This is a genomic window from Pseudomonas sp. LB-090624, from assembly GCF_003205205.1.
GTDB lineage: Bacteria > Pseudomonadota > Gammaproteobacteria > Pseudomonadales > Pseudomonadaceae > Aquipseudomonas.
Window position 1 is genome coordinate 224,320 of the sequence record NZ_QJRL01000004.1, and the last position, 23,011, is coordinate 247,330.

20 protein-coding genes, 1 tRNA gene and 2 pseudogenes are annotated in these 23,011 nt (G+C 58.4%); 9 read left to right on the forward strand and 14 right to left on the reverse strand.

The genetic code is table 11. From position 1 onward, the window contains the following. Window positions 1-101: 101 nt before the first annotated feature. Window positions 102-1,739, reverse strand: coding sequence for a malate dehydrogenase (quinone) (gene mqo, locus DMX11_RS06715; protein ID WP_110743782.1), 1,638 nt, complete (start codon window positions 1,737-1,739; stop codon window positions 102-104). A 333-nt stretch (window positions 1,740-2,072) separates the two neighbouring features. On the opposite strand from mqo, the gene DMX11_RS06720 reads away from it, so the two are divergent. The 3 genes from DMX11_RS06720 (at window position 2,073) to DMX11_RS06730 (ending at window position 6,200) form a co-directional block, all read left to right on the forward strand. Beyond that, complete coding sequence (locus DMX11_RS06720) at window positions 2,073-2,603, forward strand: sigma-70 family RNA polymerase sigma factor (protein WP_110743841.1); 531 nt, start codon at window positions 2,073-2,075, stop codon at window positions 2,601-2,603. A 4-nt stretch (window positions 2,604-2,607) separates the two neighbouring features. Then, window positions 2,608-3,573, forward strand: coding sequence for a FecR domain-containing protein (locus tag DMX11_RS06725; RefSeq protein WP_110743783.1), 966 nt, complete (start codon window positions 2,608-2,610; stop codon window positions 3,571-3,573). A 185-nt stretch (window positions 3,574-3,758) separates the two neighbouring features. Next, window positions 3,759-6,200: a TonB-dependent siderophore receptor gene (locus DMX11_RS06730; RefSeq protein WP_110743784.1), complete on the forward strand. Its 2,442-nt coding sequence runs from the start codon at window positions 3,759-3,761 to the stop codon at window positions 6,198-6,200. Between the two features lie 88 nt (window positions 6,201-6,288). Here DMX11_RS06730 and DMX11_RS06735 read toward each other — a convergent pair whose 3' ends face one another. The 4 genes from DMX11_RS06735 to DMX11_RS06750 form a co-directional block, all read right to left on the reverse strand. Further along, window positions 6,289-6,480 carry a YhfL family protein gene (locus DMX11_RS06735; RefSeq protein WP_003254720.1) on the reverse strand — a complete coding sequence of 64 codons (192 nt, stop codon included), beginning with the start codon at window positions 6,478-6,480 and terminating at the stop codon, window positions 6,289-6,291. Window positions 6,481-6,767: 287 nt separating this feature from the next. Next, window positions 6,768-7,976, reverse strand: a complete 1,209-nt coding sequence (locus DMX11_RS06740; protein ID WP_110743785.1) for a hypothetical protein — start codon at window positions 7,974-7,976, stop codon at window positions 6,768-6,770. Between the two features lie 10 nt (window positions 7,977-7,986). Next, complete coding sequence (locus DMX11_RS06745; protein WP_110743786.1) at window positions 7,987-9,891, reverse strand: hypothetical protein; 1,905 nt, start codon at window positions 9,889-9,891, stop codon at window positions 7,987-7,989. A gap of 8 nt (window positions 9,892-9,899) precedes the next feature. Further along, window positions 9,900-10,760 carry an SH3 domain-containing protein gene (locus tag DMX11_RS06750; RefSeq protein WP_110743787.1) on the reverse strand — a complete coding sequence of 287 codons (861 nt, stop codon included), beginning with the start codon at window positions 10,758-10,760 and terminating at the stop codon, window positions 9,900-9,902. Between the two features lie 638 nt (window positions 10,761-11,398). Here DMX11_RS06750 and DMX11_RS06760 point away from each other — a divergent pair. The 4 genes from DMX11_RS06760 to DMX11_RS06775 all read left to right on the forward strand — a co-directional run bounded on the left by DMX11_RS06760 (window position 11,399) and on the right by DMX11_RS06775 (window position 13,405). After that, entirely contained in the window at window positions 11,399-11,662 is a 264-nt protein-coding gene (locus tag DMX11_RS06760) for a hypothetical protein (RefSeq protein ID WP_108190684.1), read from the forward strand. Between the two features lie 74 nt (window positions 11,663-11,736). Further along, window positions 11,737-12,009, forward strand: coding sequence for a DUF3077 domain-containing protein (locus DMX11_RS06765; RefSeq protein ID WP_012051485.1), 273 nt, complete (start codon window positions 11,737-11,739; stop codon window positions 12,007-12,009). 355 nt (window positions 12,010-12,364) lie between these two features. Continuing rightward, entirely contained in the window at window positions 12,365-12,715 is a 351-nt protein-coding gene (locus tag DMX11_RS06770) for an addiction module antidote protein (protein ID WP_012051484.1), read from the forward strand. Window positions 12,716-13,066: 351 nt separating this feature from the next. Then, the gene (locus DMX11_RS06775) at window positions 13,067-13,405 is read left to right on the forward strand and encodes a hypothetical protein (protein WP_110743788.1); all 339 of its coding nucleotides are present in this window, start codon (window positions 13,067-13,069) and stop codon (window positions 13,403-13,405) included. Window positions 13,406-13,520: 115 nt separating this feature from the next. Here DMX11_RS06775 and DMX11_RS06780 read toward each other — a convergent pair whose 3' ends face one another. The 4 genes and pseudogenes from DMX11_RS06780 to DMX11_RS26380 form a co-directional block, all read right to left on the reverse strand. Then, window positions 13,521-15,686, reverse strand: a complete 2,166-nt coding sequence (locus DMX11_RS06780; protein ID WP_158286157.1) for a CHAT domain-containing protein — start codon at window positions 15,684-15,686, stop codon at window positions 13,521-13,523. A 536-nt stretch (window positions 15,687-16,222) separates the two neighbouring features. Further along, window positions 16,223-16,396: pseudogene (locus DMX11_RS06785) on the reverse strand (phage tail protein); the annotation flags it as partial. Window positions 16,397-16,406: 10 nt separating this feature from the next. Beyond that, window positions 16,407-16,859: a hypothetical protein gene (locus DMX11_RS06790; protein WP_146230342.1), complete on the reverse strand. Its 453-nt coding sequence runs from the start codon at window positions 16,857-16,859 to the stop codon at window positions 16,407-16,409. Between the two features lie 293 nt (window positions 16,860-17,152). Next, window positions 17,153-17,326, reverse strand: a complete 174-nt coding sequence (locus DMX11_RS26380) for a hypothetical protein (protein ID WP_158286158.1) — start codon at window positions 17,324-17,326, stop codon at window positions 17,153-17,155. A 174-nt stretch (window positions 17,327-17,500) separates the two neighbouring features. Here DMX11_RS26380 and DMX11_RS26385 point away from each other — a divergent pair. Beyond that, window positions 17,501-17,605, forward strand: a pseudogene (locus DMX11_RS26385) (integrase); the annotation flags it as partial. Beyond that, entirely contained in the window at window positions 17,592-19,091 is a 1,500-nt protein-coding gene (locus DMX11_RS06805) for an SEFIR domain-containing protein (protein WP_256590516.1), read from the forward strand. The pseudogene DMX11_RS26385 and the gene DMX11_RS06805, both read left to right, overlap by 14 nt. 187 nt (window positions 19,092-19,278) lie before the next feature. On the opposite strand, the gene DMX11_RS06810 is transcribed toward DMX11_RS06805, so the two are convergent. The 5 genes from DMX11_RS06810 to dapA all read right to left on the reverse strand — a co-directional run bounded on the left by DMX11_RS06810 (window position 19,279) and on the right by dapA (window position 22,984). Continuing rightward, window positions 19,279-19,368, reverse strand: a tRNA-Ser gene (locus DMX11_RS06810). 91 nt (window positions 19,369-19,459) lie between these two features. Then, window positions 19,460-20,170 (reverse strand): phosphoribosylaminoimidazolesuccinocarboxamide synthase, encoded by a 711-nt coding sequence (gene purC, locus DMX11_RS06815; RefSeq protein WP_011535129.1) that lies wholly within the window; start codon window positions 20,168-20,170, stop codon window positions 19,460-19,462. 30 nt (window positions 20,171-20,200) lie between these two features. After that, entirely contained in the window at window positions 20,201-20,959 is a 759-nt protein-coding gene (locus DMX11_RS06820; protein WP_110743794.1) for an MBL fold metallo-hydrolase, read from the reverse strand. Further along, on the reverse strand, window positions 20,960-22,081 hold the full coding sequence (gene bamC, locus DMX11_RS06825; protein WP_110743795.1) for an outer membrane protein assembly factor BamC: 1,122 nt from the start codon (window positions 22,079-22,081) through the stop codon (window positions 20,960-20,962). It abuts the gene before it with no gap. A 15-nt stretch (window positions 22,082-22,096) separates the two neighbouring features. Continuing rightward, the gene (dapA, locus tag DMX11_RS06830; protein ID WP_110743796.1) at window positions 22,097-22,984 is read right to left on the reverse strand and encodes a 4-hydroxy-tetrahydrodipicolinate synthase; all 888 of its coding nucleotides are present in this window, start codon (window positions 22,982-22,984) and stop codon (window positions 22,097-22,099) included. Between the last annotated feature and the right edge of the window lie 27 nt (window positions 22,985-23,011).

Consider the following 23,011-nt stretch of genomic DNA (forward strand, 5'->3'; position numbering starts at 1 on the left):
CTGGGGTGAACCTGTGAGCGCGGGTTCACCCCGAAGCGACCAGAACAGGCAAAAAAAAGCCACGAGGTCACCCCCGTGGCTTCTTTCACAACAATGGCCGATTACAGCGCCATGTCGTTCTCAGGCTTGCTTTCAACCGGCTCGCTTGCGGCGCCACCGAAGTCAACGCTGGCGTCGATCACCGGCGGCTTCTCCAGCTGCAGCACTTCAGCGGTGTAGTTCCACTCTTTCTGGGTGGCCGCTGCCGAGTCGTTCAGCTTGGTGCCGTAGCTCGGTACGATTTCCTTGATCTTGGCCTGCCACTCCGGGGTAGCGACCTTCTCCTTGAACACGGTTTCCAGCACGTTCAGCATGATCGGCGCAGCGGTCGAAGCACCTGGCGAGGCACCCAGCAGACCCGCGATGGTGCGGTCTTCGGAAGCCACCACTTCAGTACCCAGCTTCAGCACGCCACCCTTGTCGGCATCACGCTTGATGATCTGCACACGCTGGCCGGCCTGCCACAGGCGCCAGTCTTCCTTCTTGGCATTCGGGAAGTAGGTGCGCAGGGCTTCGAAGCGGTCATCGTCAGACAGCATCAGCTGGCCAGCGAGGTACTCGACCAGCGGATACTGGTCGATACCCACCTTGGTCATCGGCCACACGTTGTGGGTGGTGGTGCTGCTCAGCAGGTCCAGGTAAGAACCGTTCTTCAGGAACTTGGTCGAGAAGGTAGCGAACGGGCCAAACAGGATGACGCGCTTGCCGTCCAGCACGCGGGTGTCCAGGTGCGGTACCGACATGGGTGGCGCACCGGTCGAGGCAATGCCGTAGGCCTTGGCCATGTGCTGCATGGCCACGGTCGGGTTCTCGGTCACCAGGAACGAGCCACCCACCGGGAAGCCTGCGTATTCCTTGGCTTCTGGGATGCCCGACTTCTGCAGCAGCTTCAGCGCGCCGCCGCCGGCACCGATGAACAGGAACTTGGCGTCGGTGGCCGACTCGGTACCGTCCTTCAGGTTCTTGTACTCGACGTGCCAGGAGCCGTCCTTGTTGCGGCTGATGTCCTGCACTTCGCTGGACAGCTTCAGGTCGAAGCCTTTCTGGGTCTGCAGGTGACCAACGAACTGGCGGGTGATTTCACCAAAGTTGACGTCGGTACCGATTGGCGTCCAGGTCACGGCCAGCTTCTGGTTCGGGTCGCGGCCTTCCATCATCAACGGGACCCACTTGGCGATCTGCGCGTGGTCCTCGGAGTACTGCATCGGACGGAACAGCGGGCTGGCCTGCAGCGCGTCGTAACGCTTCTTGAGGAACTTGATGTTGTCATCGCCCCACACGAAGCTCATGTGCGGGGTGGTGTTGATGAACGAGTGCGGGTTCTTCAGCACGCCCTGGCGTACCTGCCACGACCAGAACTGGCGGGAAATCTGGAAGGCTTCGTTGATTTCGATGGCCTTGGAGATGTTGACGTTGCCGTCTTTGTCTTCCGGGGTGTAGTTCAGCTCGGCCAGCGCCGAGTGGCCGGTACCGGCGTTGTTCCAGCCGTTGGAGCTTTCTTCGGCGACGCCGTCCAGGCGCTCGACCATTTCCATCGACCAGCTTGGCTCCAGCTCGTGCAGCCACACGGCCAGGGTCGAGCTCATGATGCCGCCGCCGACCAGCAGCACGTCTACTTTCTTGGTTTCTGCGGCGTGCGCTTGCATGAAGCTTGCAGCGACAGCCAGACCCAGCAAGGTCTTGCCAGCTTTCTTGAACATTGATCAATTCCAGTCATAAGAACAGAGGGAGGGCCTGTGGCTGGCCCAGGTAAAGCGTGTTCTTCAGCGCAGTCTTGTTATTGATCATTGTTCAGCAGCCAGAGAACCAGAAAACGACTCGGCCTTTCGTCGAATTGACCGACGAGGCTGAATCGTTTTTCCGATTGTATCTGAAATGCCAGCACAAACAAATTGCAGGCCCTGGCGTCAAGGCGGCAGGTTGTCCCATGGGCAAAGGTAAAACGGCCCTGCCGATTGCAGTATTGGTCGGACAGCCCTACTATTGCGATCATTTCTCATTCGCACCAGTATGCGCTCGCGCCGGATGCCGCCGTGGTTTCGATACCCGAGTTGAATCGCCCGCTCCATACCCTGTACCACAGCCACTCGCGCTGGTTGCTCGGTTTTTTGTACCGCCGGCTGGGCTGCCGCTGCGATGCCGCCGACTTGGTCCAGGACACCTTCGTGCGTATTCTCAAACGCCCCCTCCAGCTGGACAGCGAGCGTGGCGAGCGCTCGTACCTGGCCACCATTGCTCGCGGCTTGTGCGTGGACCACTGGCGGCGGCAGAAGCTGGAGCAGGCCTGGTTACAGCAACTGGCCTTGCAGCCCGAGGCCGTGCAGCCCTCCCCCGAACAGCGCGCGATCATTGTCGAGACCCTGCACGAGGTGGATGCCATGTTGTTGCGCTTGCCGGGCAACGTGCGTCAGGCGTTCCTGCTGGCACAGATCGACGGCTTGGCCTACCGCGATATCGCCGCGCATATGGGTGTGAGGGAACGCATGATCAAGAAGTACCTGGCCCAGGCGTTCCTGCACTGCGCCATTCTCGAAGCCGAACTCGATGGCGTGCTGGTGGAGTAACGCCATGACCCCGCCCGCACACAAGCTTAGCCATGCCAGCCTGCAGCAGGCCGCACACTGGTACGTGCAGCTGCAGGACGAAAACGTCGCCCCGCACCTGCGCCAGCAATGGCAGCACTGGCTTGAGCAGCACGGCGACCATCAGGCCGCCTGGCATTATGTGCAGCGCGTGGGCCAGCGCTTCGCCCCGTTGCAGGCCGAGGGCGCGGCGGCCGGCCGAGCGCTGCGCGAGCATGACGCACGACGCTTCAGCCGGCGCAGCGGGCTCAAGTCGCTGCTGGTGTTGGGCGCCGGTTGCCTGCTGGGTTGGCGGGCCTGGCATGGCGCGCCGTTGTCTGGCTGGGGTGCCGACCTGGCCACTGGCATCGGTGAAATCCGCGAAACCCGCCTGGCCGATGGCAGCCAATTGTGGCTGGGGGCGCAAAGTGCGGTGGACATGGACTTCTCGGCATTCAGCAGGGTACTGAAACTGCGCTTCGGCGAACTGCTGGTAGACACCGCCCACGACCCGCGCCGGCCGTTTTTCGTCGACACCGCGCAAGGGCGTATGCAGGCACTGGGTACACGCTTTGCTGTCTGCCAGCAGGGCGAAACTACCCGGCTCGATGTGTACGCCGGTGCCGTGGAGGTGTGTACCGCGCAGAGCGGCGAGCGCTGCATCGTACAGGCGGGCCAGCAGGTGGATTTCGGTGCCCGGGGCATCAGCAACACCCGCCCAGCCCAAAGTGCAGGCGAGTCGTGGATTCATAACCGCCTCAACGCCGAAGACATGCCATTGGCGCACCTGCTGCAGACCTTGGGCCGCTATCGCCATGGGCACCTGGGTTGGCACCCGGATGTCGCCACGCTGTCGGTGATGGGCGCCTTCCCGCTCAACGATACCGACCGCGCACTGGCATTGCTGCAAGCGGCATTGCCAGTGCGGGTGCAGCGGCTGACGCCCTGGTGGGTGACGGTCGAACCAGTGTGATACCGGTAGATCGCGCTGGGTTCTTCGCGGACACGTGACGCGGTATTTGGATGCAGCTGTGCCGGTGTTGGCAACTTCGTCAGCGCCGGCAAAAAAAATCTTCCAACCCGGTTCCCTTTTTCCAATCTCGTTCGGTTAACCCGGCATAGCCCTCCCAACTCACCCCTTCGATCCCAGAGACCAGCATGCCGACGCCCTTCCACCCCGCGCTTCGCCTGGCACTTGCCGCGCCCCTCTCGCTGTGTGCCGCCGCCCCACTGCTGTTGCCAGCCAGCCTGGCCCAAGCCGAACAGGCGGCCAGCACCGAAACCAGCTTCAACATTGCCCCCGGCTCACTTGCAAGCGCCCTCAACCAGTTCAGCAGCCAGGCCGGTATCTACCTGGCCGGCAGCAACGAACTGGCCGCCGGCAAGACCAGCCAGGGGCTGCAAGGCCGCTTCAGCGTCGCCCAAGGCCTGGCCCGGCTGCTACAGGGCAGCGGCCTGCAAGCCGTGCCCCAAGGCAGCGCGGGTTATGTGTTGCAACCGCTTGCCGATGGCACCGCCCTGCAACTGGACGCCACCTCGATCAACGCCGCCACCCTGCTCGCCAGCAACGGCCAAAGCGACAGCGGCTACCACGCCGTGGCCAGCAACACGGCCAGCAAGACCAGCAGCGCCCTAGCCGACACCCCACGCTCGGTGTCGGTGGTCACCCGCCAGCGCATGGACGACCAGCAATCGCAAACCCTCACCGAAGTGCTGGGCTATGTGCCAGGCATTTTCTCGCCACCGTTTGCCGGTGGTGATGGCCAGGCCGGGGACCTGTTCTTCATCCGTGGCTTCAACGCCACCGACTACGGCTACGGCCTGCTGCGCGATGGCTTGCGGGTGCAGGGCAACCGCTACGATACCAGCAGCGAACCCTACGGCCTGGAGCGGGTGGAAGTGTTCCGCGGCCCGACCTCGATCCTGTATGGCGAAAACGCCCCCGGCGGCGTAGTCAACCTGGTCAGCAAGCGGCCCACCGCCGAAGCCCGTGGCGAAGTGCAGCTGAGCTACGGCTCGCACAACCGCCGCCAGCTGGGCGTCGACGTTTCCGGCCCGCTGACCGATGAAGGCAATGTGCTTGGTCGCTTGGTCATGATGGGGCGCAAGTCTGACACCCAGGTCGACCACCAGCCCGATGACCGACTTTACATCGCGCCATCGCTGACCTTGAACTTCGACGACTTCAACAGCCTGACCGTCCTGGCCACCTATCAGCGCGACCGTACCCTGATGGAACTGGGTTTCCCCGCTGCCGGCACCCTGCTGCACAACCCCAACGGCAAGATCGACAGGGACCAGTTGCCCGGCAACCCGGACTGGGACAACTTCGAACGGGAAACCTGGAGCCTGGGCTACGAGTTCAGCCACCGTTTCAACGACACCTGGCAGTTCCGCCAGAACTCGCGCTACATGCAATCGCGCATCGACCGCCAGGAAATGTGGCCAGGCAACCTGAACAATGGCGGCTTCGGCACTGCCCTGAGCAACACCGCCTACGACCGCTACAACAAGTCCATCGCCTACTCGCTGGACAACCAGTTCGAAGGCCATTTCACCAGCGGCGCGTTTGACCACACCTTCCTGATTGGTGCGAGCCTGGACCGTACCTCGTTCAACCAGGATTGGGACGCCGGCAACGGCGGCACCATCAACGTGTTCGATCCGGTCTGGAACGGCAAGCCGAGCACGCCCTTGCACGTGCAGAACGCCTTGCTCGAACAGACCATGTACGGTCTGTACAGCCAGTTGCAAACCAAGGTCGACAACTGGGTACTGCTACTGGGCGGGCGCCTGGACCGGGTCAACAGCCAGTTCCGCAACAAAGCCGGTACCCTTAACGCACAAGCCGACATGGACAGCTGGGACAGCAAGTTCACCTGGCAGACCGGGGTGATGTACCAGTTCGAAAACGGCTTGTCGCCGTACTTCAGCTACTCCACCGCCTTTGCCCCGACCCAGCAAACCGAGAGCCGGAACGGCCCGCTGGACCCGACCACCAGCGAGCAGTACGAAGTGGGTATCAAGTACGAACCAAAAGGCTGGAATACCGCCCTCACCGCGTCGGTGTACGACCTGCGCAAAAAGGACGATGTACTGTTCGATTCCGCCGTGGGTGACTACCGCCAGATCGGTGCCAGCCGAGCCAAAGGCGTGGAGCTGGAGTTGAACAGCGACCTGAGCGAAAACCTCAATCTCACCGCTGCCTACACCTACACCGATTCGCGCATTACCAAGGACGTGGCAGGGTCGCTGTATGAAGACCACCAGATGACCGGCGTGCCGCGCAACCAGGCGTCGGTATGGAGCACTTACCGCTTCCGGGACGGGCTGCTCAAGGGCCTGCAGATCGGCGGCGGCGTGCGCCATTTCGACAGCACATTCGCTTACACCCCAACGAGCCTGTACGGCAAGCTGGATACCGGCGATGTGACGCTGGTGGATGCCAAGGTTGGGTATGAAATCGATGAAAACTGGTCGGTCGAGGTCAATGCTCGCAACCTGTTCGACAAGGCGTATGTGGCAGGCTGCAACAACGCCGGGCGCTGCTACTGGGGTGAGGAGCGTACGCTGCTGGGAACCGTGTCGCTACGCTGGTAAGGGGGCCCACAAACAAAAACCCCCGGCCATGTACAAGACCGGGGGCTTGGATCACGCCGCAAGCGTCGCGATCAGGGTACCGCCAAGATTACTGCTGCTGAGGCAGTTTATCGATTGGGCCGCAGCCACCGATGATCTTGGAGATGGAAACCGAAGGGTGGAACAGGTAGTCGTAGGTGCAGTTTTTCGGTTGGTTGTAAACCTGGCCAGTGCAACCCGACAGCAGGGCAACACCCGATACGACAGCAACGGCTACGGTGGCCTTGAACAGCTTTTTCATTACTCAGTCCTTTAAATGAATCATCTTCGGCCATCGTCTGATGGCGGCGGGATCATACAGAACCTGAGCATTGGATCCAAGTCGCGAGGAGCACAAGTTTTTTGCGGGCGTGCAACAACACGTTGCTGTTGCAGGAAATTTCCCACGCACATGACACATGTTGAAGACTGGCGTATCGAAGAACACCGCCGGATTCTTGCCGGCGAAGAGCGCCACCACACAGCGATTGAACAAGCCCCTGGCAACTCACCGTCACCGTGGGGCTTGTTCAAACAGCCATCACGCCATCAATTGGTTTCCAGCTGATACGCCTTGCTCACGAACAACGCCGCAAACAAGCTCTTGCCTTCTTTGAAGGTGTACTGTTCTTCGAACGTGCCATCCTCGACCAGCTTCTGGCCGATGGCACATTCCGAGTCGCTGTGGTTCTTGCCCTTGGCGCCGAAATCGCTGCTCCATGACGACAAGCCAACTTCTTCACAGAACGCGGCGAACTTGGCTTTCGGGACTTGCTGCTGGTAGTCGGCAAAAGCCTCTTTCAGCGGTTTGAAGCCGCTGTAGCTCACCGAGTAGTTCTCGACCTTGGCCTTACGGGCAAAGCCGCTTACCGCTTCAGCCAACACCGCCTGGCCGGAGTACGGGCTGTATGCCCCAATCAGCATCGCGCTCAAGGCACTCTTGAGCTGGGTTTCTACATCATCCAGCTCTGGCAGCGACTGGAAGTCGGCCTTGCGGACGATCTCGCCCACCTTGGAGCCGTCGTTGCGGTGGGTTACCACGAAGGCCATCGAACCTTCGCCATCGCTGGAGCGCTTGATGGTGAAGTCCAGGTCGACCGTGGTGCCGAAATCACCCGTGCTGCTGACCAGGAACGCGCCGGTCAACGGCTGGCGCACCGCCATGTTGGCACCCCAGTCAAAGTCCGACTGGGTAGCACGGCCGTTGGCCGTCAGTTCGGCACGCGGCTGGATTTCGTCGCTGACATCCGCAACCAGCACCACTTCGGCGCCTTTGCTGGCAACGAACGGGTTGGCCATTTGCATGCCCAGCAGCTGAATGTGGATGCTGCCATCCTTGCTGTCACCATCGTGAGCCAGCTTCAGTGCGTCGGCCTTCAGGTAGACCCCGGCCGCATTGTGGCTGGCGTTGAGCTGGTACTTGGCCCAACCCGCCAGGCCCTCGGTAGACGAACCACCCTGTACCGACTCCATCAGGCCCGACAGGCCGCGCATGAACTGCTGGGCGCCATTGGTCTGCGCCGCCGCCACACGGATTTCCGGGTCGTCCACCGTCAGGTTGCCGGAGAATGCCGAATAGGAAACATCGCCCTCGGACAGCACGTCCTCGAGGAAGTAGCGCTCCTTGAATTCGTCATAGTAGGCCAGTGCAGCCTTCTTGCCCGAGCTGGCGACCATTGCGTAACCACCGCCGAGCACCAGCACCGCCGCGGCCACACCGCCAATCAGCAGCTGCTTCTTGTTCATCTGTTTGATCATGGTGTTTGCCTCACTGGACCATCGCGGAAGCGTTGTTCCAGTCGTTCACGTACTTTTGGGAGACCTCGGGGGTCCAGCTGAAATCGATACCGGCGTTGGGGAATTCCTTGGCCAGCACGGCACCGAACGACACGCGGTCGGCACAGTGATCCTGCTTGCACGCCTCGGGTTCACCGGCGCTGTAGGCACGGTAGGTGGGCACGGCGCGGCCGTCGTCCAGCGGGAAGTACGGCGTGGCGTTGGCCACCTGGGTCACGTACCAGCCCTCGCTGTATTCTTCGTCCGCCACCAGGCGACCCTTGCTCGGGAAGTCGATGGTGTAGAAGTCACCCTGCTTCCCGGTCACGTGCACCATCATCGGCGCCACGCTGGCCGAGCTCGACGGGTTCTGCTGAGCCAACGGCGAAGCGAAGCGCACCTTGATGCCGGCCATTTGCGCCAGGGCTTCGGTTTCGCGCCCTTTGAAGTCGCTCATGCCGTCCTGCAGCTGTTGGTAACGCTCCAGCACCCGGGTATGCACGCGGGCCAGTTCCTGCTGACGCTGGCGTTCTTCACGCACACGTTGCTGCTCACGCTGCACCGCCCAGTTGGCGCCGTCGCGTACATCGAAGAACAGGCCCTGACGGTTGATGCCGATGCGGTTGCGGACGATTTTCTGCGCGTCGTTACCCCAGATGTTGGTCGATATCGCCGAGATGTCCTTGACGATGAACAAGTTGGCCACATCGGTGGTGGTTGGCGAGGTGGTCTTGATCAGGTCGAAGACTTCCAGCGCGGCTTCCTTGTACTTGGCTGCATCGAGGGCAAACGACTCGTCCTGTGTGACCGCCACGTAATAAGGGTCGCCGCTGAACGGGCGCAGCACGCCGTAGCTGCCACGGCTGAAGGTCAGGTACACCTTCATCTGCCGGCTGGGGATTTCGCCTACCAGGAAAGCCGCTTGGTCAGCTTCCGGAGTGAGGTAGGACACCGCCTTGTTCTTGACCGCAGGCTCAAGGTTCTTGTTGAAGATCAAGCCGCTTGGGTGCGCGTAGACACGGTTCCAGCTATCGCCACGATAGGTGCCCACAGCCTTCCAGCTGATTTTTTCGAAGTTGCCTTCGCCAAAGCCGGACGCTGGGCACGGCATGGCCGGCGTGGTGCCGAACGACAGGGTGTCGCCGTCGCTGATGATCGATGTGCTGAGTACCCATTTGCAGCCCGCGGCATCCGTTACCTGCATCAGGTTGCGGTTTGCCAGGACTACGGAGCGGCCGAAATCGGAGGTGGGCGCTGCGGCTACTGCGGCCGCAGGGGCCGGGATGGGCGGTGCAACCGGGGCGGCTGGGGCCTCGGCGGCCGGCGCTGGGGCCGGTGCTGCAGCTACGGCTGGGGCAGGCGCGGGAGCCGGGGCAGCTTCCGCCTTCGCGGGTGCGGCTTCAACGACCGCCGGAGCCGGTTCGGCTGCAGGTGCTGAAGCCGGAGCAGCAACCGGTGCTGATGGCTGCACAGGTGCCGGCACTGGCGCAGGTGCTGCAGCCGGCGCAGGGGCAGCCGGCGCAGGGGCAGCCGGCGCAGGGGCAGCGGCGGCAGGCGCGGCGGCCAAGGTCACCAGGCCCAGGTTGCTGGCATTGCCCGAGCCGCTGGCGTACAAGTTGCCCTTGGCATCGACCGCTTTCCAGCTCACCTTGGCGGTCGAGCAGTCCTTGGCGAACACGAATGGCAGTTTGGTCAGCAGGCCCGACAGCAGTTCCTGGTTGTCCCAGGCCGGGCGGGTGATGGTCATTTCAACCTCGGGTTTGCACCAGTTGGTTGCGTCCCCAGGCACTTCGACCTTGATGTTGTCTTTCTTCGAGAAGGCCAGCTCGTGAGCGGACGCCTGCGGTACCAGACCACAAGCGCCGATCACAGCCAGCGCGAGCGCGTGCTTTTTCATGGTATTCCTCAGATCAGTTCCCAGGTGCCGTTGGCTTGTTTGCAGAAGGTGTTCTGCTCTTGCTCGGTCTGGCCGCTTTGCGATTTCAGGCTGACGGTAACTGGGCGGCAGGCGGCTTCTGCGGCGACCGTCTGGGTCGGCAGCGACTGGATCGAGTCCAGGTCGAAGCCTTGTGTTTCCTTGCTGGCGGCAACGTCCAGCTCGTCCAGGTTCACCGCTGGGGTCACGCGTTTGGCCACGGCCTGGGCCTTTGGCTCGACGTAGTTCTTGTGCACATAGCCCACGGTCACACCCTTGCGGCCCACCAGGATCCAGTCACCGGTGGAGCCCACGGCGGTGAATTCGGTGTGGTTCTTCAGGCTGCCGACCTTCTCGCCAGTCTGGTTAGGCGCAGCACGCACGTTGAGGTTGTCGCTGATGGTCACATACGGCTCGTTGATCAGCTTCATCGACGGCACCGCCTGGATCTTCGGCGCGCGCTTGACCTCGACCTGCTTGGTCTTGGTGTATTCCTTGCCCGGTACGATCTGCGCGGTGGCGCCGGAGTGGTCGGACTTCCAGGTCACTGGCTGGGCACTGGCAGTGGTTTGCTGCTGGCTCAGCACTTCCTGGGTGCGCAACGCCAGGGCCTGCTGGTCCTTCTCGTCCAGCATGTGGCCGATGCGGTTGCCCACGTAGGCACCAATGCCACCGGCGATCAGCGCAGCGGCGATCTTGCCGTTGCCACTGCCCATGGTCGAGCCGATGGCCACACCGGCCAGGCCACCAATCACGGTGCCCGCTTGCTCTTTGCTGATCCCGAGCTGTGCACAGGCCGTGGTAGAGGCGATGGCGACCGCCAGAAGGGACGCGACGAATTTCTTACGCAAGTGGAGCACTCCATTTTCGGTGGGGCGCACAGCCGCCTACCGCAGCCAGGAATTGGCGGCAGCATTCGAAATTGTGCGGGGTTGTCAGAGAGGGCGCAGCACTGGTCGCAGACGACAATTCAGCCGTCCAGCGAAGGGCGTAGGGGTAGACCAGCACGGCGCGAACCATCCAACGAATCCATGTCAGGAAGAGGTCATCGCCCAGCGCGTAATCATTACGGCGTGTGGCCTGGGCGTGAGTGGCGTATTAGAGAGCCGCATTGTAGCCCAAGGTGCCATTGGCAGTTCAAGACAAAATGTTGCGGGAGGCCTGTCTGATGTATTGGTAAAAATCCGTCCTACAACTTGTACTCAGAATTATCCCCTTCCTTGTAGGGCGTTTCCCAAACATACTGCCAACCCGCTCAAACGGTTGCGACGGATTCGGTCGCGCTCTAGTCTCGGCTCGTCGTTGTGAAATTAGCGACCGGCTTTGACAGGCCGACTACTCAAGTTTCCGTTGCAGCGCTTGATGGCAGCTGTGCATGGGGCACATTCGTGTGCGCCGGGTCCTTGGGTACCGGTCTGTCAACCCATGTATAGCTGCCTCCATTCGTTTGACAGCGTTGCCAGGCGGCTCCACTACCCAAGGAGCTTACATGCGCAAGACAGTCCCCGATCCACCCTACTCCCCCCATTCCACCCAGATCCTGCAAGACACCCTGGTCCAGTCCTCAGAGTACGTACTCTGCGCCCTGTCCGTGGCCCGCCAATCCGTGCAACTCAAACCTACCGCCCACAGCTCGATCGTGATGCAGGCCGTGATCCATGAAATGGAAGCGGTACAGGGGCTGGTCGAGTCGGCGTTGATGCAGTTGCAGATGCGGCCGCATTTACCCACAGAGCCTTACACCTTGCATTAGCAGGTCATGCGTCTTCGCGGGCACGCCCGCGAAGACGCCCGCCCAGGCAACCCAGTATCCAGGGAAACAAAACAATGCCCACCGACAACACAACAGAACCCACCACAGTCGGCAAGACCTGCTTCTACCAAGGCGAAAACAACACTCACCCGCTGTTCCGCATCGAACCCGGCATCCCCTGCCAGGACGCCCGCGAACAGGCGTCCGAACTGATGGGTTACGTGCGCGACCTGATCATCACCGGCCTGATGGACGGCGACCAGAAACTGATCTGGGCCTCGCATTACCTGAGCGCGATGGCCAAGGCGCTGCTGGATGATGCTGAGTTGGGGATGATGAAAAAGTAAGTGCGAGGAAGCCCTGGAAACGCAAAATATCCCGGGGCTTCACCGATTGCATCATGTCGCAAACGCACTTAAGCGAGCCCCCACGCTGACAGCTGGAGTGCGACATTCTCTACCGCCATGTAGTCCATTTCCCAAACGCTCAGCAAACCCGCGCTATCCGTTGCCAGCGCTCCGCTCGCGCCCTAGCCTCATCACGTCGCGGCCAAACCAAGCGCCGACGATGGGAGGCGAACATCGCTGCAGGCGTATACACCCGTTGCGTAATGGGCAACCCACTCCGTTTAAAAAGCGGCAGGCCGACTCAGCCGCTCACTCAAACGAGCAAAGGAAATTTTTATGCTTTACGAGGTAAAAAATGATGAGCAAAAAAATTTCGCCGCAAGACATGCCAATCCTTGATCTGGATTTGAGCAAAACAAAACGCTTCGAGGCCTCCCGGTTCCTCGACAGCCCGGAAACCATCGCGGCATTTCTGGCAGAGGCAATGAAGGCTAATGACGCTCAAACCCTGATGCATGCATTGGGTGAAGTGGCAAAAGCCAAGGGCGTGAATCAGTTTGCGCAAGACGCAGGGGTCAATCGAGAGTCTCTTTATAAAACGCTGAAGGGCGGAGAAAAGACCCGTTTCACCACTATTCAAAAACTGATGGTTGCGTTAGGTGTAGAGCTCACAGTCAGGCCGCTCGAGAAGCTTCCGGGCTCTTGATTGAACCGCTCGGGCAATTAGCATGCTGGCTGTAAATCTTTGCCTTCCATAACGAAAAAGCCCCCGGAAGCTTTCGCTTCCAGGGGCTTGATCTTGTATGGCGGAGAGATAGGGATTTGAACCCGCCCAGATGGTTCAGCAGGCCGCAACAGGCCCGTTTTTATTGACGTCTAACCCTATGGGACTGGGCAGGGGCGTCCCAATCCGGCCCAGATTCTACCCTAAGATTCCTGGATGCTCGCCACTTAACCAGTTGCATAGCGCGCGTCTGGTTCAAGGCTGCTTTTCTTGGCCAGGCTTGATAGCCAGGTGCTATCTTTGCATCTCCTTTTGACATCTGAGAATGAATCTATGACAGCTGAAGAGAAGGCGCTCGGTAAACTGCTTGAATACGGGCATTTCCATCAGGAAGACAGCAAGGTAGAAGGCATTGCAAAGCGAGCCATGAGTCATGGTTACGACAGCCTTACTCAACCGCAGAAAGCAGTTCTCAGTAAACACCTCACAAGAGACTGCGAAGGCGTCACGGACCCGGGCGGACACCACAATGGCTGTCAAGCAGAGCTTGAGGGTGAAGCTCTCGCCGAAGCGCTCGACAGAGAGAGCTACGGCGACGGTTTCATTTGTGACTCGTGCGACCAAGAATCACATGAGCATCAGCGCCAGTGGGACAAGATGAATGCTGAGTAAGTCCTGACCTGCACACCTCGACGGTGATCGTGTAGCAACATGAAAAAGCGCTTAAGCCCCGGAGCACTAGGACTTGAGCGCCTCTTTACCTTCAAGCATAAGCGTACGCGTTGGCCTAGCAATCCCCAAGCGGCGTGCTTTCCGACATGCCGTACCCATCCAGCAAGATCACAAGCAGCTCAGGTCGACCTACCTGGCAATAAAGCATAGTTTCCATAAGCGGCTTTTCTCCACAGACAAGGTTGACGAGATCCGCCGCATCCAGCCCACTATGACGTGATACCGAATCGATCAACTTCTCGTACCACCTCTCGTCCATACTATTTATATTCATGTTCGCCTCCATATGAATCTTCATATACTGCTCCTCGGTGATTAACCCCCGCTCATCGCGGAACATATGAAGAACATCAGTAGCGAACGACATGCGGAAAAAGCCGGCCATAAATGACCGCCAAGAGATACTACCTACTTTCAAAGTTTTTAACGCAGGCAAGAATGAATGTATCCGATAAATAATCCTAGCCATGAACACCGCTGAATCTCTTGCATCTACAGGCAGAAAAGTCCCTACCACACTTCTTGCACCAGACCGAAGAAGTCCATTTGCCACACTTGCATGAGACCCACCAATTGCCGATGTTGAACATGCACTTAGCAGGACAATCGGGGGCACCCTCGCCCTACCCGCGAGTCCCCAAGTGTCTAATTTTTCATTCCCAATTTTGAGCCACCCAGGCTTATTATCTCCATCATGACCACCATGACAATCGAATATCACTATAGCCTTATCAAAGTCATTTAATGCATTTACCACTTCCTCTACAGTAACGACATCCACAAACTTAATCGAGATTTTATCTTTCACCTTATAGAACTCGATTGACGTTTGCAGCATAGTTCGGATCGGGTCGACAGCCCCGAAAGACCTGATAATCAAAACTTCACGCAAAATATCTTCAGGGATAAAGGCACGCCCACCGACTAAAGTATTTTGCAGGAAAAAGTTTCCTGGCGTCATAGGTATCTTAGACACCTCATGACTAATCATCAGAGGTAACTCCTTCAAGTAGACCCATTCGAGTGGTACATCGCTACATATTTTTAAGCTATCTACTCCTTTCGAGATAAGCTCGCCAAGCTTTTCCCCCCAATGCGCTTTCAGGTCGATATTCAACCCCTTGAAGCGCTGCTGCAACAGCGTGCCTGAGCGCTCATCATTCCGCTGATATATACGCTCAATCTCCTTAAATTTTGGAAAATTTAAATTAACAGAATTTGGAAGTCGAAGTACTGGCAGGGTCTCGGCTGCTGCAAGGCTAGCGACGGCCAAGTTTGTTATCAACAATTCATGCTGTCGCTGCGAAAGGACTAGTGCAACCGCTGGATCGTGGTAAGGATTGTCCCTTTCAGTTATGCGGTCATCTTCCACAGTTACATTTGAATACCATGGATTCCTGATTAGCCCCTTTTTTATAAAATCCCTATGCCAGCCAACTTTAACCTTTCGAAGGATTTGATTCCAGAAATTCTGATTAATATTATAGAGAGGACCATAAATAGCAGGAACATAGATTACAGCCTCCTGCCGCATTTCTTGCGCAGGATTTGACGTCCGCATAACAAATTCAGCACTGGCGGCAACTGAATCAATATAATCCTGTGGATTTGACGCGTCTAAATCCTCTATCTTCTCAGGCACAAACCCCAGGCTGATCATCACTAGCTCGTTTGCTAAGGTGACACCGCCATTTCGAAATTTCAGTTTCGACGGTTCATTGTACGGCGAGCGCAGCTTTGGGATCACCGTATTCTCACCCTCGCCGCTGATTTGAACGGCCGCACTGCGAACCAAGTCATAAATAGCGGCATCTAACCGATTGCAAGGATGAATATCTGACAATGACCTAAAATCTACAACACCCTCCTCTGCTAAATCCGACACTATCAGCAGATAGACATCCTCGCTAAAAGTCATGAGCTTTAATCTTGGAACCATTTCAGAGAGACATAAAACCACGTTAATTCCACCCTCAATGATTCCAGGCAAATGATCCAACACCTGTTCACCAATGGCAGCAACACCTAATGAAGCACACGCTGACCGCTGCTTTAAAAAATCTTTGTGCTCCAAAAACAGCTCTGATGTGTCATGTGGCAACAATGATGCAAATGTAAGTAAATTTAGGAACCGCGGCTGTGCCACAGCCACACTAAACCCTTGAAACAAGGTAGTTTGCTCACTGTACGGCATGATCAGCCAGTAGTTAATTGAAGCCACATTTTCCTCCATTGATGTGATTCTCGTTAGGGACCGCTTGATAATCTTAGAACGAAGATAGCCGCATTAAGAAATCTCAATACCACGCTCAACTTTTGGTATCAAGCTGCGAAAATACACGCTCCAACGACACCACCAGTTTTCGCTATCAAGAGCAAAGGTTTCTCATCACACAACGCATGAATTAACAGGGAATGGCGCACGATCTGTCCCAGGTCCGCCCCGATGAATCACCACCTTTGCCAACGCATACGCACCGCCTGCACTGTATAAATACACAGAACCAAGCGGCATCGCCATGACCTCTAACGTTCTTGATCAGCAACCGCTTCGCCTCAACCTGGACGAGAATCAGATCGAAGCAATCGCGTGGCATATGGATCACCTGCCACTCAGTTTTAGGGGCGTTCATTGTGCACCGGCCCGAGACCTGCTGGGCTGGAGTATCCCCGACCTCAGCTCAGCATCTAACGTTTCGCCACAGGCCATTCAGCGGCTTGAGGGAGGCGCTTCTTTCAATGAAGTCAGCATGCATTCGCGCCCACCGCCGGCCCGATGATCGGCAGGGATTCCAGCTTAGCAGCCGCGCCGGTCATGTCACTGACCGCCCCCGTCAGCGGACCCAGCATACCGTCAAGAGTTGTTCGGCCCGCTACCCCCGCCGCCACCAGAGAGGACAGCGAGGAAGTCAGTAGTTCCATGTAGGCCATGGCACCTCCCTTAAATGATGTGAGCCGCATCAAACAGCTGAATCGACGCCTGACGGGTCTCCACCTCGCGCTGAAACACCCCCCACATCGCGCGCAACGTCTGGCTGGCCTCGCGCACGATCTGGTTAGAGTCTTTCACATCGCCATGCACGGTAATGGGCATGACCGGAGCGAAGGTGAATGACTGGTCAACCTTGGCCGGCTCGGGCTTCGCCTTTTCGACCGGCTTGGCTGCTACGGCAGCGGCTGCCTGCGCCGGGACGGGCGGCGGCGATTCCTTGACCAGTGCGCGAACCACCGCACCAGGTGCAGGGCCTTTCTGCCCTCCTTGAGCCGTGGCATCCCCTGCTGACTGCGGTGATGCCTTCGCCACCGCCGCACCGAGCGCAGGCGCTTCGACCTTCGGCACCTCTTTGGCCTGGGGTTTTTCTTCAACCACCTTCACTGCCGATGCCTTGGCCACAGCCGCTCCAAGCACCAGCCCCAGCCTTCGGCGCCTCTTTGGCCCTAGGATTTTCTTCGGCAACCTGCTCCGCCGGATCATCGCCGAACAGCTTTTTACCCAGCCAGCTTCCGAGTGACTCGCCGCCCATGCCACCCAATACCATGCCGATGGCACCACCGACGGCGCCGCCAATTGCGGTACCGAGCACCGGAACGACGGAGCCGACCGCCGCGCCAACCGAAGCCCCGTATGCACCACCTGCCCAAGCGCCGGCTACGCCACCGGCCAGACCACCGTACCCCTCTGCCTTCTCATCCGCGCGTTTCAGCGTTCATCGCCACATCAAGCACACCAGGCACCGCATCGATCAGCCTGCCACCGGGTACTTTCGACAACGCCTTGGTCACGCCGCGTACGCTATGCACCGCACGCGCGACGCCACCCACCTCCCCCGCAATGTTGCTGGCACCGACAAGCGCTGGCATGGTCGGCGCTGGCGGCAAATGTACTGCAGGGACTTTGGCCGGCGGCGCCGGAACTTTCGGGGTACTGACTGGGGGGACCGTGGCGGGGTACTTGGGGTGCGGCGCCCATCCGCCAGCGATCCAGCCCGCCGGCGCCGACGTCGACGCGCTCGGCGACTGCCAGGCTCACCAGGCGATACGACAATGGTACGAAAACACTATGGGCGATGGATCTCCAAAGATACTAAGAGCATGGCAGAGATCGTATCTAAAATGATGGGGTTCAATGCCAGCTCTTGAAATTGAATCGCATCACATCTTAAGCTGCACCTGCCACGCACAACAGCGCACTCGGAAAAAACACATGAAAAATCCAAAAATATTCATATCCTATAGTTGGTCTAATCCAACACACGAACGCTGGGTGTTAGAGCTAGCAGAAAATCTAATGGCTTCAGGTATTGAAGTGGTATTGGATAAATGGGATTTGAAACCCGGCCATGATTCGATAGCTTTCATGGAGTCAATGGTTACGGATCCCACCATTGATAAAGTACTAATGGTTTGTGACAAGGTTTATTCCGAAAAAGCTGACGGCCGAAATGGTGGCGTCGGTACAGAAACGCAGATCATCTCGAAGCGTGTTTATGAAGCAATCAACCAAGAGCGATTCATTGCTATCATCGCGGAGAAAGATGAAGAAGGAAAAGCCTATACGCCCACCTTCTACCATTCCAGACTCTATATAGATTTAAGCAGCCCCGATAGCTACACCGAACGCTTTGAAGAACTCATCAGATGCATTTTTAATCAACCTCAGCACAAAAAGCCTCAACTTGGTAAAAAGCCCGAGTTTCTTACGAATGAGGTGAGTATTAGCTTAGGAACATCCCCCCTGGCAAAACGTGCGACCACCTCGATCCGCGAAACCAAATCCAACTCTGGAGCGGCACTTGAGGAATACCTATCACTCTATTCGGACAATCTTGAGCGGGTCAGAATACAACCACAGGCAAATTTGGCATTTGATGAGCAAGTCTTAAATAGCATTAACGAATTCACCAGCACACGCAACGAACTGCTCCAAGTGATTACCAACGCCATAAGATATATGGAAAGCGAAGAGTGCACTATTCAGCTGCACCGCTTCTTAGAGTCACTGCTTAAATACCACAATGCACCTGAAGGAACCAGTAGTTACCGCGAATCAGACTTTGATAACTTTGTATTTATTATTCACGAAATCTTCCTTTACACAATTGCGATCGCTATTAAATACAATAAATTTGGGGTGGCCACAGGGTTGCTTGACAAAAGCTATTACATAAACTCCGGCCGTTCTCAACCGTACATGTCTGGATTCGAATGCTTCTACAAAAATGCATCTAGTTTGGAACAAAGAAACCAGAGACTGGATCTCAACAGGGCTTCTTTGAGCGCAGATATCACCAAAGAAAATAATACTGCAAGCGGAGTTGAATTCAGCCTGTTAATGCAGACAGATTTCTTGCTGTTCTTGCGTAGCGAACTCAAAGGAGCGTTTTGGTGGCCTAAAACTCTCGTGTACCTTGGGCACTTCCCAGGAGCGTTTGAGATTTTCATAAGATCGTCTTCAGCTGCATATTTTGAGACGATCAAACAGCTGCTCAAGATCACGGGTAAGACCGAGCTTGAGGAATTTGTAGTAACAGCCGCTAAGCGCGGAGCACGATATTATGGGCTTAGTGCATGGGGGATTGACTGGAGCCGGCTCATGAACCTGAATGAGCTAGCCTGTATGGCATAACGCCTTAGCGATGCCGCAAGATGGGCATCGCTCACCCCATAATCAAGCTGATATTCAACGGCCCACTACGGCCTATAGCGGCATAAGAAGCTGCGTTTCTGCCCTAGATCTGCCCTAACCGCGATCCCCGAAACGACGAAGCCCCCGAAAACATCAACGTTTTCGGGGGCTTCGGCTACTTCGCGTATGGCGGAGAGATAGGGATTTGAACCCTAGGTACTGTTGCCAGTACAACGGATTTCGAATCCGTCCCGTTCGACCACTCCGGCATCTCTCCAATGCCGCGCATCATACCAGCGTTCTTTTAAAACGCAAACCTTTTTTTAAAAAAAATCGCGTGGTATCAGGCGCTTGCGTGAACGCGTCGCTTACAGCGGCACGCCCAGGCGCTTGGCAACTTCTTCGTAGGCTTCGATCACGTCGCCCAGGCCCTGACGGAAGCGGTCCTTGTCCATCTTCTTGCGGGTTTCCTTGTCCCACAGGCGGCAGCCGTCCGGGCTGAACTCGTCGCCCAGCACGATCTGGCCGTGGAATACGCCGAACTCCAGCTTGAAGTCCACCAGCAGCAGGCCGGCGTCATCGAACAGCTTGCTCAGCACTTCGTTGACCTTCAACGACAGCTTCTTCATTTCTACCAGTTGCTCGGCGGTGCCCCAGCCGAACGCGACAACGTGGGATTCGTTGATGAAGGGGTCGCCCTTCTCGTCGTTCTTCAGGAACAGCTCGAAGGTGGACGGCTCCAGCTTGATGCCCTCCTCCACGCCCAGGCGCTTGACCAGGCTGCCGGCAGCGTAGTTGCGCACTACGCACTCGACCGGGATCATGTCCAGTTTCTTCACCAGGCACTCGTTGTCGCCCAGCAGCTTGTCGAACTGGGTCGGCACACCGGCTTCTTCCAGTTTCTGCATGATGAAGGCGTTGAACTTGTTGTTCACCATGCCTTTGCGGTCCAGCTGTTCGATGCGCTTGCCGTCGAACGCCGAAGTGTCGTTACGGAACAGCAGGATCAAGCGGTCGGCGTCATCGGTCTTGTAAACCGATTTGGCCTTGCCGCGGTAAAGTTCGTCGCGTTTTTCCATGATTGGGCTCCGCTTGCTTGAGGTGTTGGGCTAGGCGATTTCGCGCCAGTCGAGCCCGTGTTCCTGATTCGCCACCTGGAGCCAGTCCGGGTCACACCCGAGGGTGTCGACAAAGCACTGGCGGGCCAAGTGTGGCAGGTTGTTCTTGCTGCTGAGGTGGGCCAGCACCAGGTGTTGCAGGTTGTTCCAGCCCAACTCGTGCACCAGGCGCGCAGCCTGGTGATTGTTCAAATGCCCTTGCATGCCACCCACCCGCTGCTTCAGAAAAGCCGGGTAGTGACCACGTGCCAGCAGGTCGCGGCAGTGGTTGGCCTCGATCAGCAGTGCATCCAGGCCCTGATAACGTTCCAGCAACAGCGCGTCGTAAGAGCCCAGGTCGGTCAGCATGCCAAAGCGCCGCTTGCCGTCGCTGACCACATACTGCAACGGCTCGTAGGCGTCGTGCTCGACCCGCGCTGCGGTTACTTCCAGGCTGCCGATACGCAGGCTTTCGCCACACGCGAGAAAACCGGCCACCTCCACCGGCTTGCGCATGCCGCGCAAAGTCCCTTGGCTGAGGTAGACCGGTACATTGTAGCGCCGTGACAGCAAGCCGACCCCATGCACGTGGTCGGCATGTTCGTGGGTGACCAGCACTGCACTGAGCTGAGCTGCAGAAACCCCGAGCAGCGCCAGGCGCCGCTCGGTTTCACGCAGGGAAAAGCCGCAATCGACCAGGATGAAGGTGTCACCACTGGCGATCAGCGTGCCGTTCCCTTGGCTGCCGCTTCCGAGTACCGCGAAGCGCACTTAGCCCAGGTGGTCCTGAATGGCGCTCAGCACGCGGCGGGCGACATCGGCCGGAGCCACGGTGTTGATGTTTTTCTCGACCGTGACCTGCACGCTCTCACCCACCTTGCTCAGGCGTACCTGATAACGCTCGGCACGGGCTTCACGCTCTTCCTTGGTCGGCTCGCTGCCGAACATACGGCTGAAGAAGCCCGGCTGGTTCTGCTTGTCGTCAGGCTTTTCGGACAGGTTGATGTAGTACAGGCCCAGGCTGCGGTTGATGTCCTCGACACGCCATTCGCCACCCTGCTCTAGCGCACGGCCCACGCCAGACCAGGCGCGGTCCAGGTCGGAGCCCAGGTACAGCACCGGGTTGCCGCTGCCGTCTTCGCTCAGGCTGACGCGGCTTGGGGCGTCGAAATCGCGCGCGGCCAGCAGCGACACCGAACCGCCCTTCTCGGCGCTGCGGTTCATGCTGGCAAGCATTTCGTCGACCAGCAGGGCATCGGTGCCGGTATTGCTGGAGCTGGACGGGAACGCAGGCTCGGCAGTGCTGCCGGCCGGGCGCTCGACGCTGACCACATACACTTCGGAGGTGTTGCGCTGCACGCCGGGTTCCATGCGCACACGCACGCGCACTTCGCTGTCACCGCTGCTGGCAGTGCTGGCCAGGCGCTGGCCGAGCGATGCCGACAGCTCGTCGAAACGCTGCCAGGTGGTGTTGAATTCACCGGTCTGCGGGCGCTCTTCAGCAATACGGAAGCCGTTGTCCTCGAAGAACTGGCGGGCCACCGGCCACACTTCGGCAGGCGAATGCTGGGCCAGCACCCAACGGCTGCTGCCGCTGCGCTGCAGGCTGTAGTCGGTCACCTGGGCGGCGCCACCGGTCAACGGTTGCGGGCGAGGCACTTCGAACTCGCCAGCAACGTTGTCGTCGGCGACATTGCGCGGGATCGGCAGCAGCGGGTCAAGACGCTTGACGTTGCTGGCGTCCGGGGGCAGCTGCATGGGCGCAGTCGGGTGCGCCTGCAGGTAATCGCTGCCGCGGTCGCGGAAATAGCCATCCTCGCCCCACAGCCAGCCACACCCACTGGTGCTGGAGATAATCAGGGCAAGGGCGGAAAGACCAGCCAGTCGCTTCATGCGGTGTACTTCCTCTTAAACCAGTACGCCGGACTGGCGCAAGGCAGTACGGACTTTTTCGTGGCAGCCTTCGCTCAGCCAGGTCAGTGGCAGGCGAATACCTTTGTGCATCAGGCCCATTTCGACGAGCGCCCATTTCACCGGGATCGGGTTGGCTTCGCAGAACAGGTCTTTGTGCAGCGGCATGAGTTTTTCGTTGATCGCGCGGGCCTTCTCGGCATTGCCCGCAAGGGCGGCCTCGCACAGGTCGGCCATTTCGCGCGGGGCGACGTTGGCCGTGACGGAGATGTTGCCCTTGCCGCCCATCAGGATCAGCTCGACTGCAGTCGGGTCGTCGCCGGACAGGACGATGAAGTCACTGTCGACGCCATCCAGAATGGCCTTGGCACGGGCCAGGTCGCCGGTGGCTTCCTTGATGCCGATGATGTTGTGCACCTTCGACAGGCGAATCACGGTCTCGGCCTGCATGTCGCAGGAGGTGCGGCCGGGCACGTTATAGAGGATCTGCGGAATGTCGACGGCTTCGGCAATGTGCTTGAAGTGCTGGTACAGGCCTTCCTGGGTCGGCTTGTTGTAGTACGGCACAACCAGCAGGCAGGCATCGGCGCCAGCGTTCTTGGCGTTTTGCGTCAGGTGCACCGCTTCGGTGGTGGAGTTTGCACCGGTGCCGGCGATGACCGGAATCGGGTTGACGCTGCGTTTGACGCGCTCGACCACGTGCTTGATGACCAGGATGTGCTCTTCGACATCCAGCGTGGCCGACTCACCGGTGGTGCCGACAGCGACGATCGCATGAGTGCCGTTTTCCAGGTGGAAGTCTACAAGTTTGTCGAGGCTGCCCCAGTCAACACGCCCTTGTGCATCCATGGGTGTGACCAATGCCACCATACTGCCCGCAATCATGTAACTGCTCCTGCCGGAAAAAGAGAG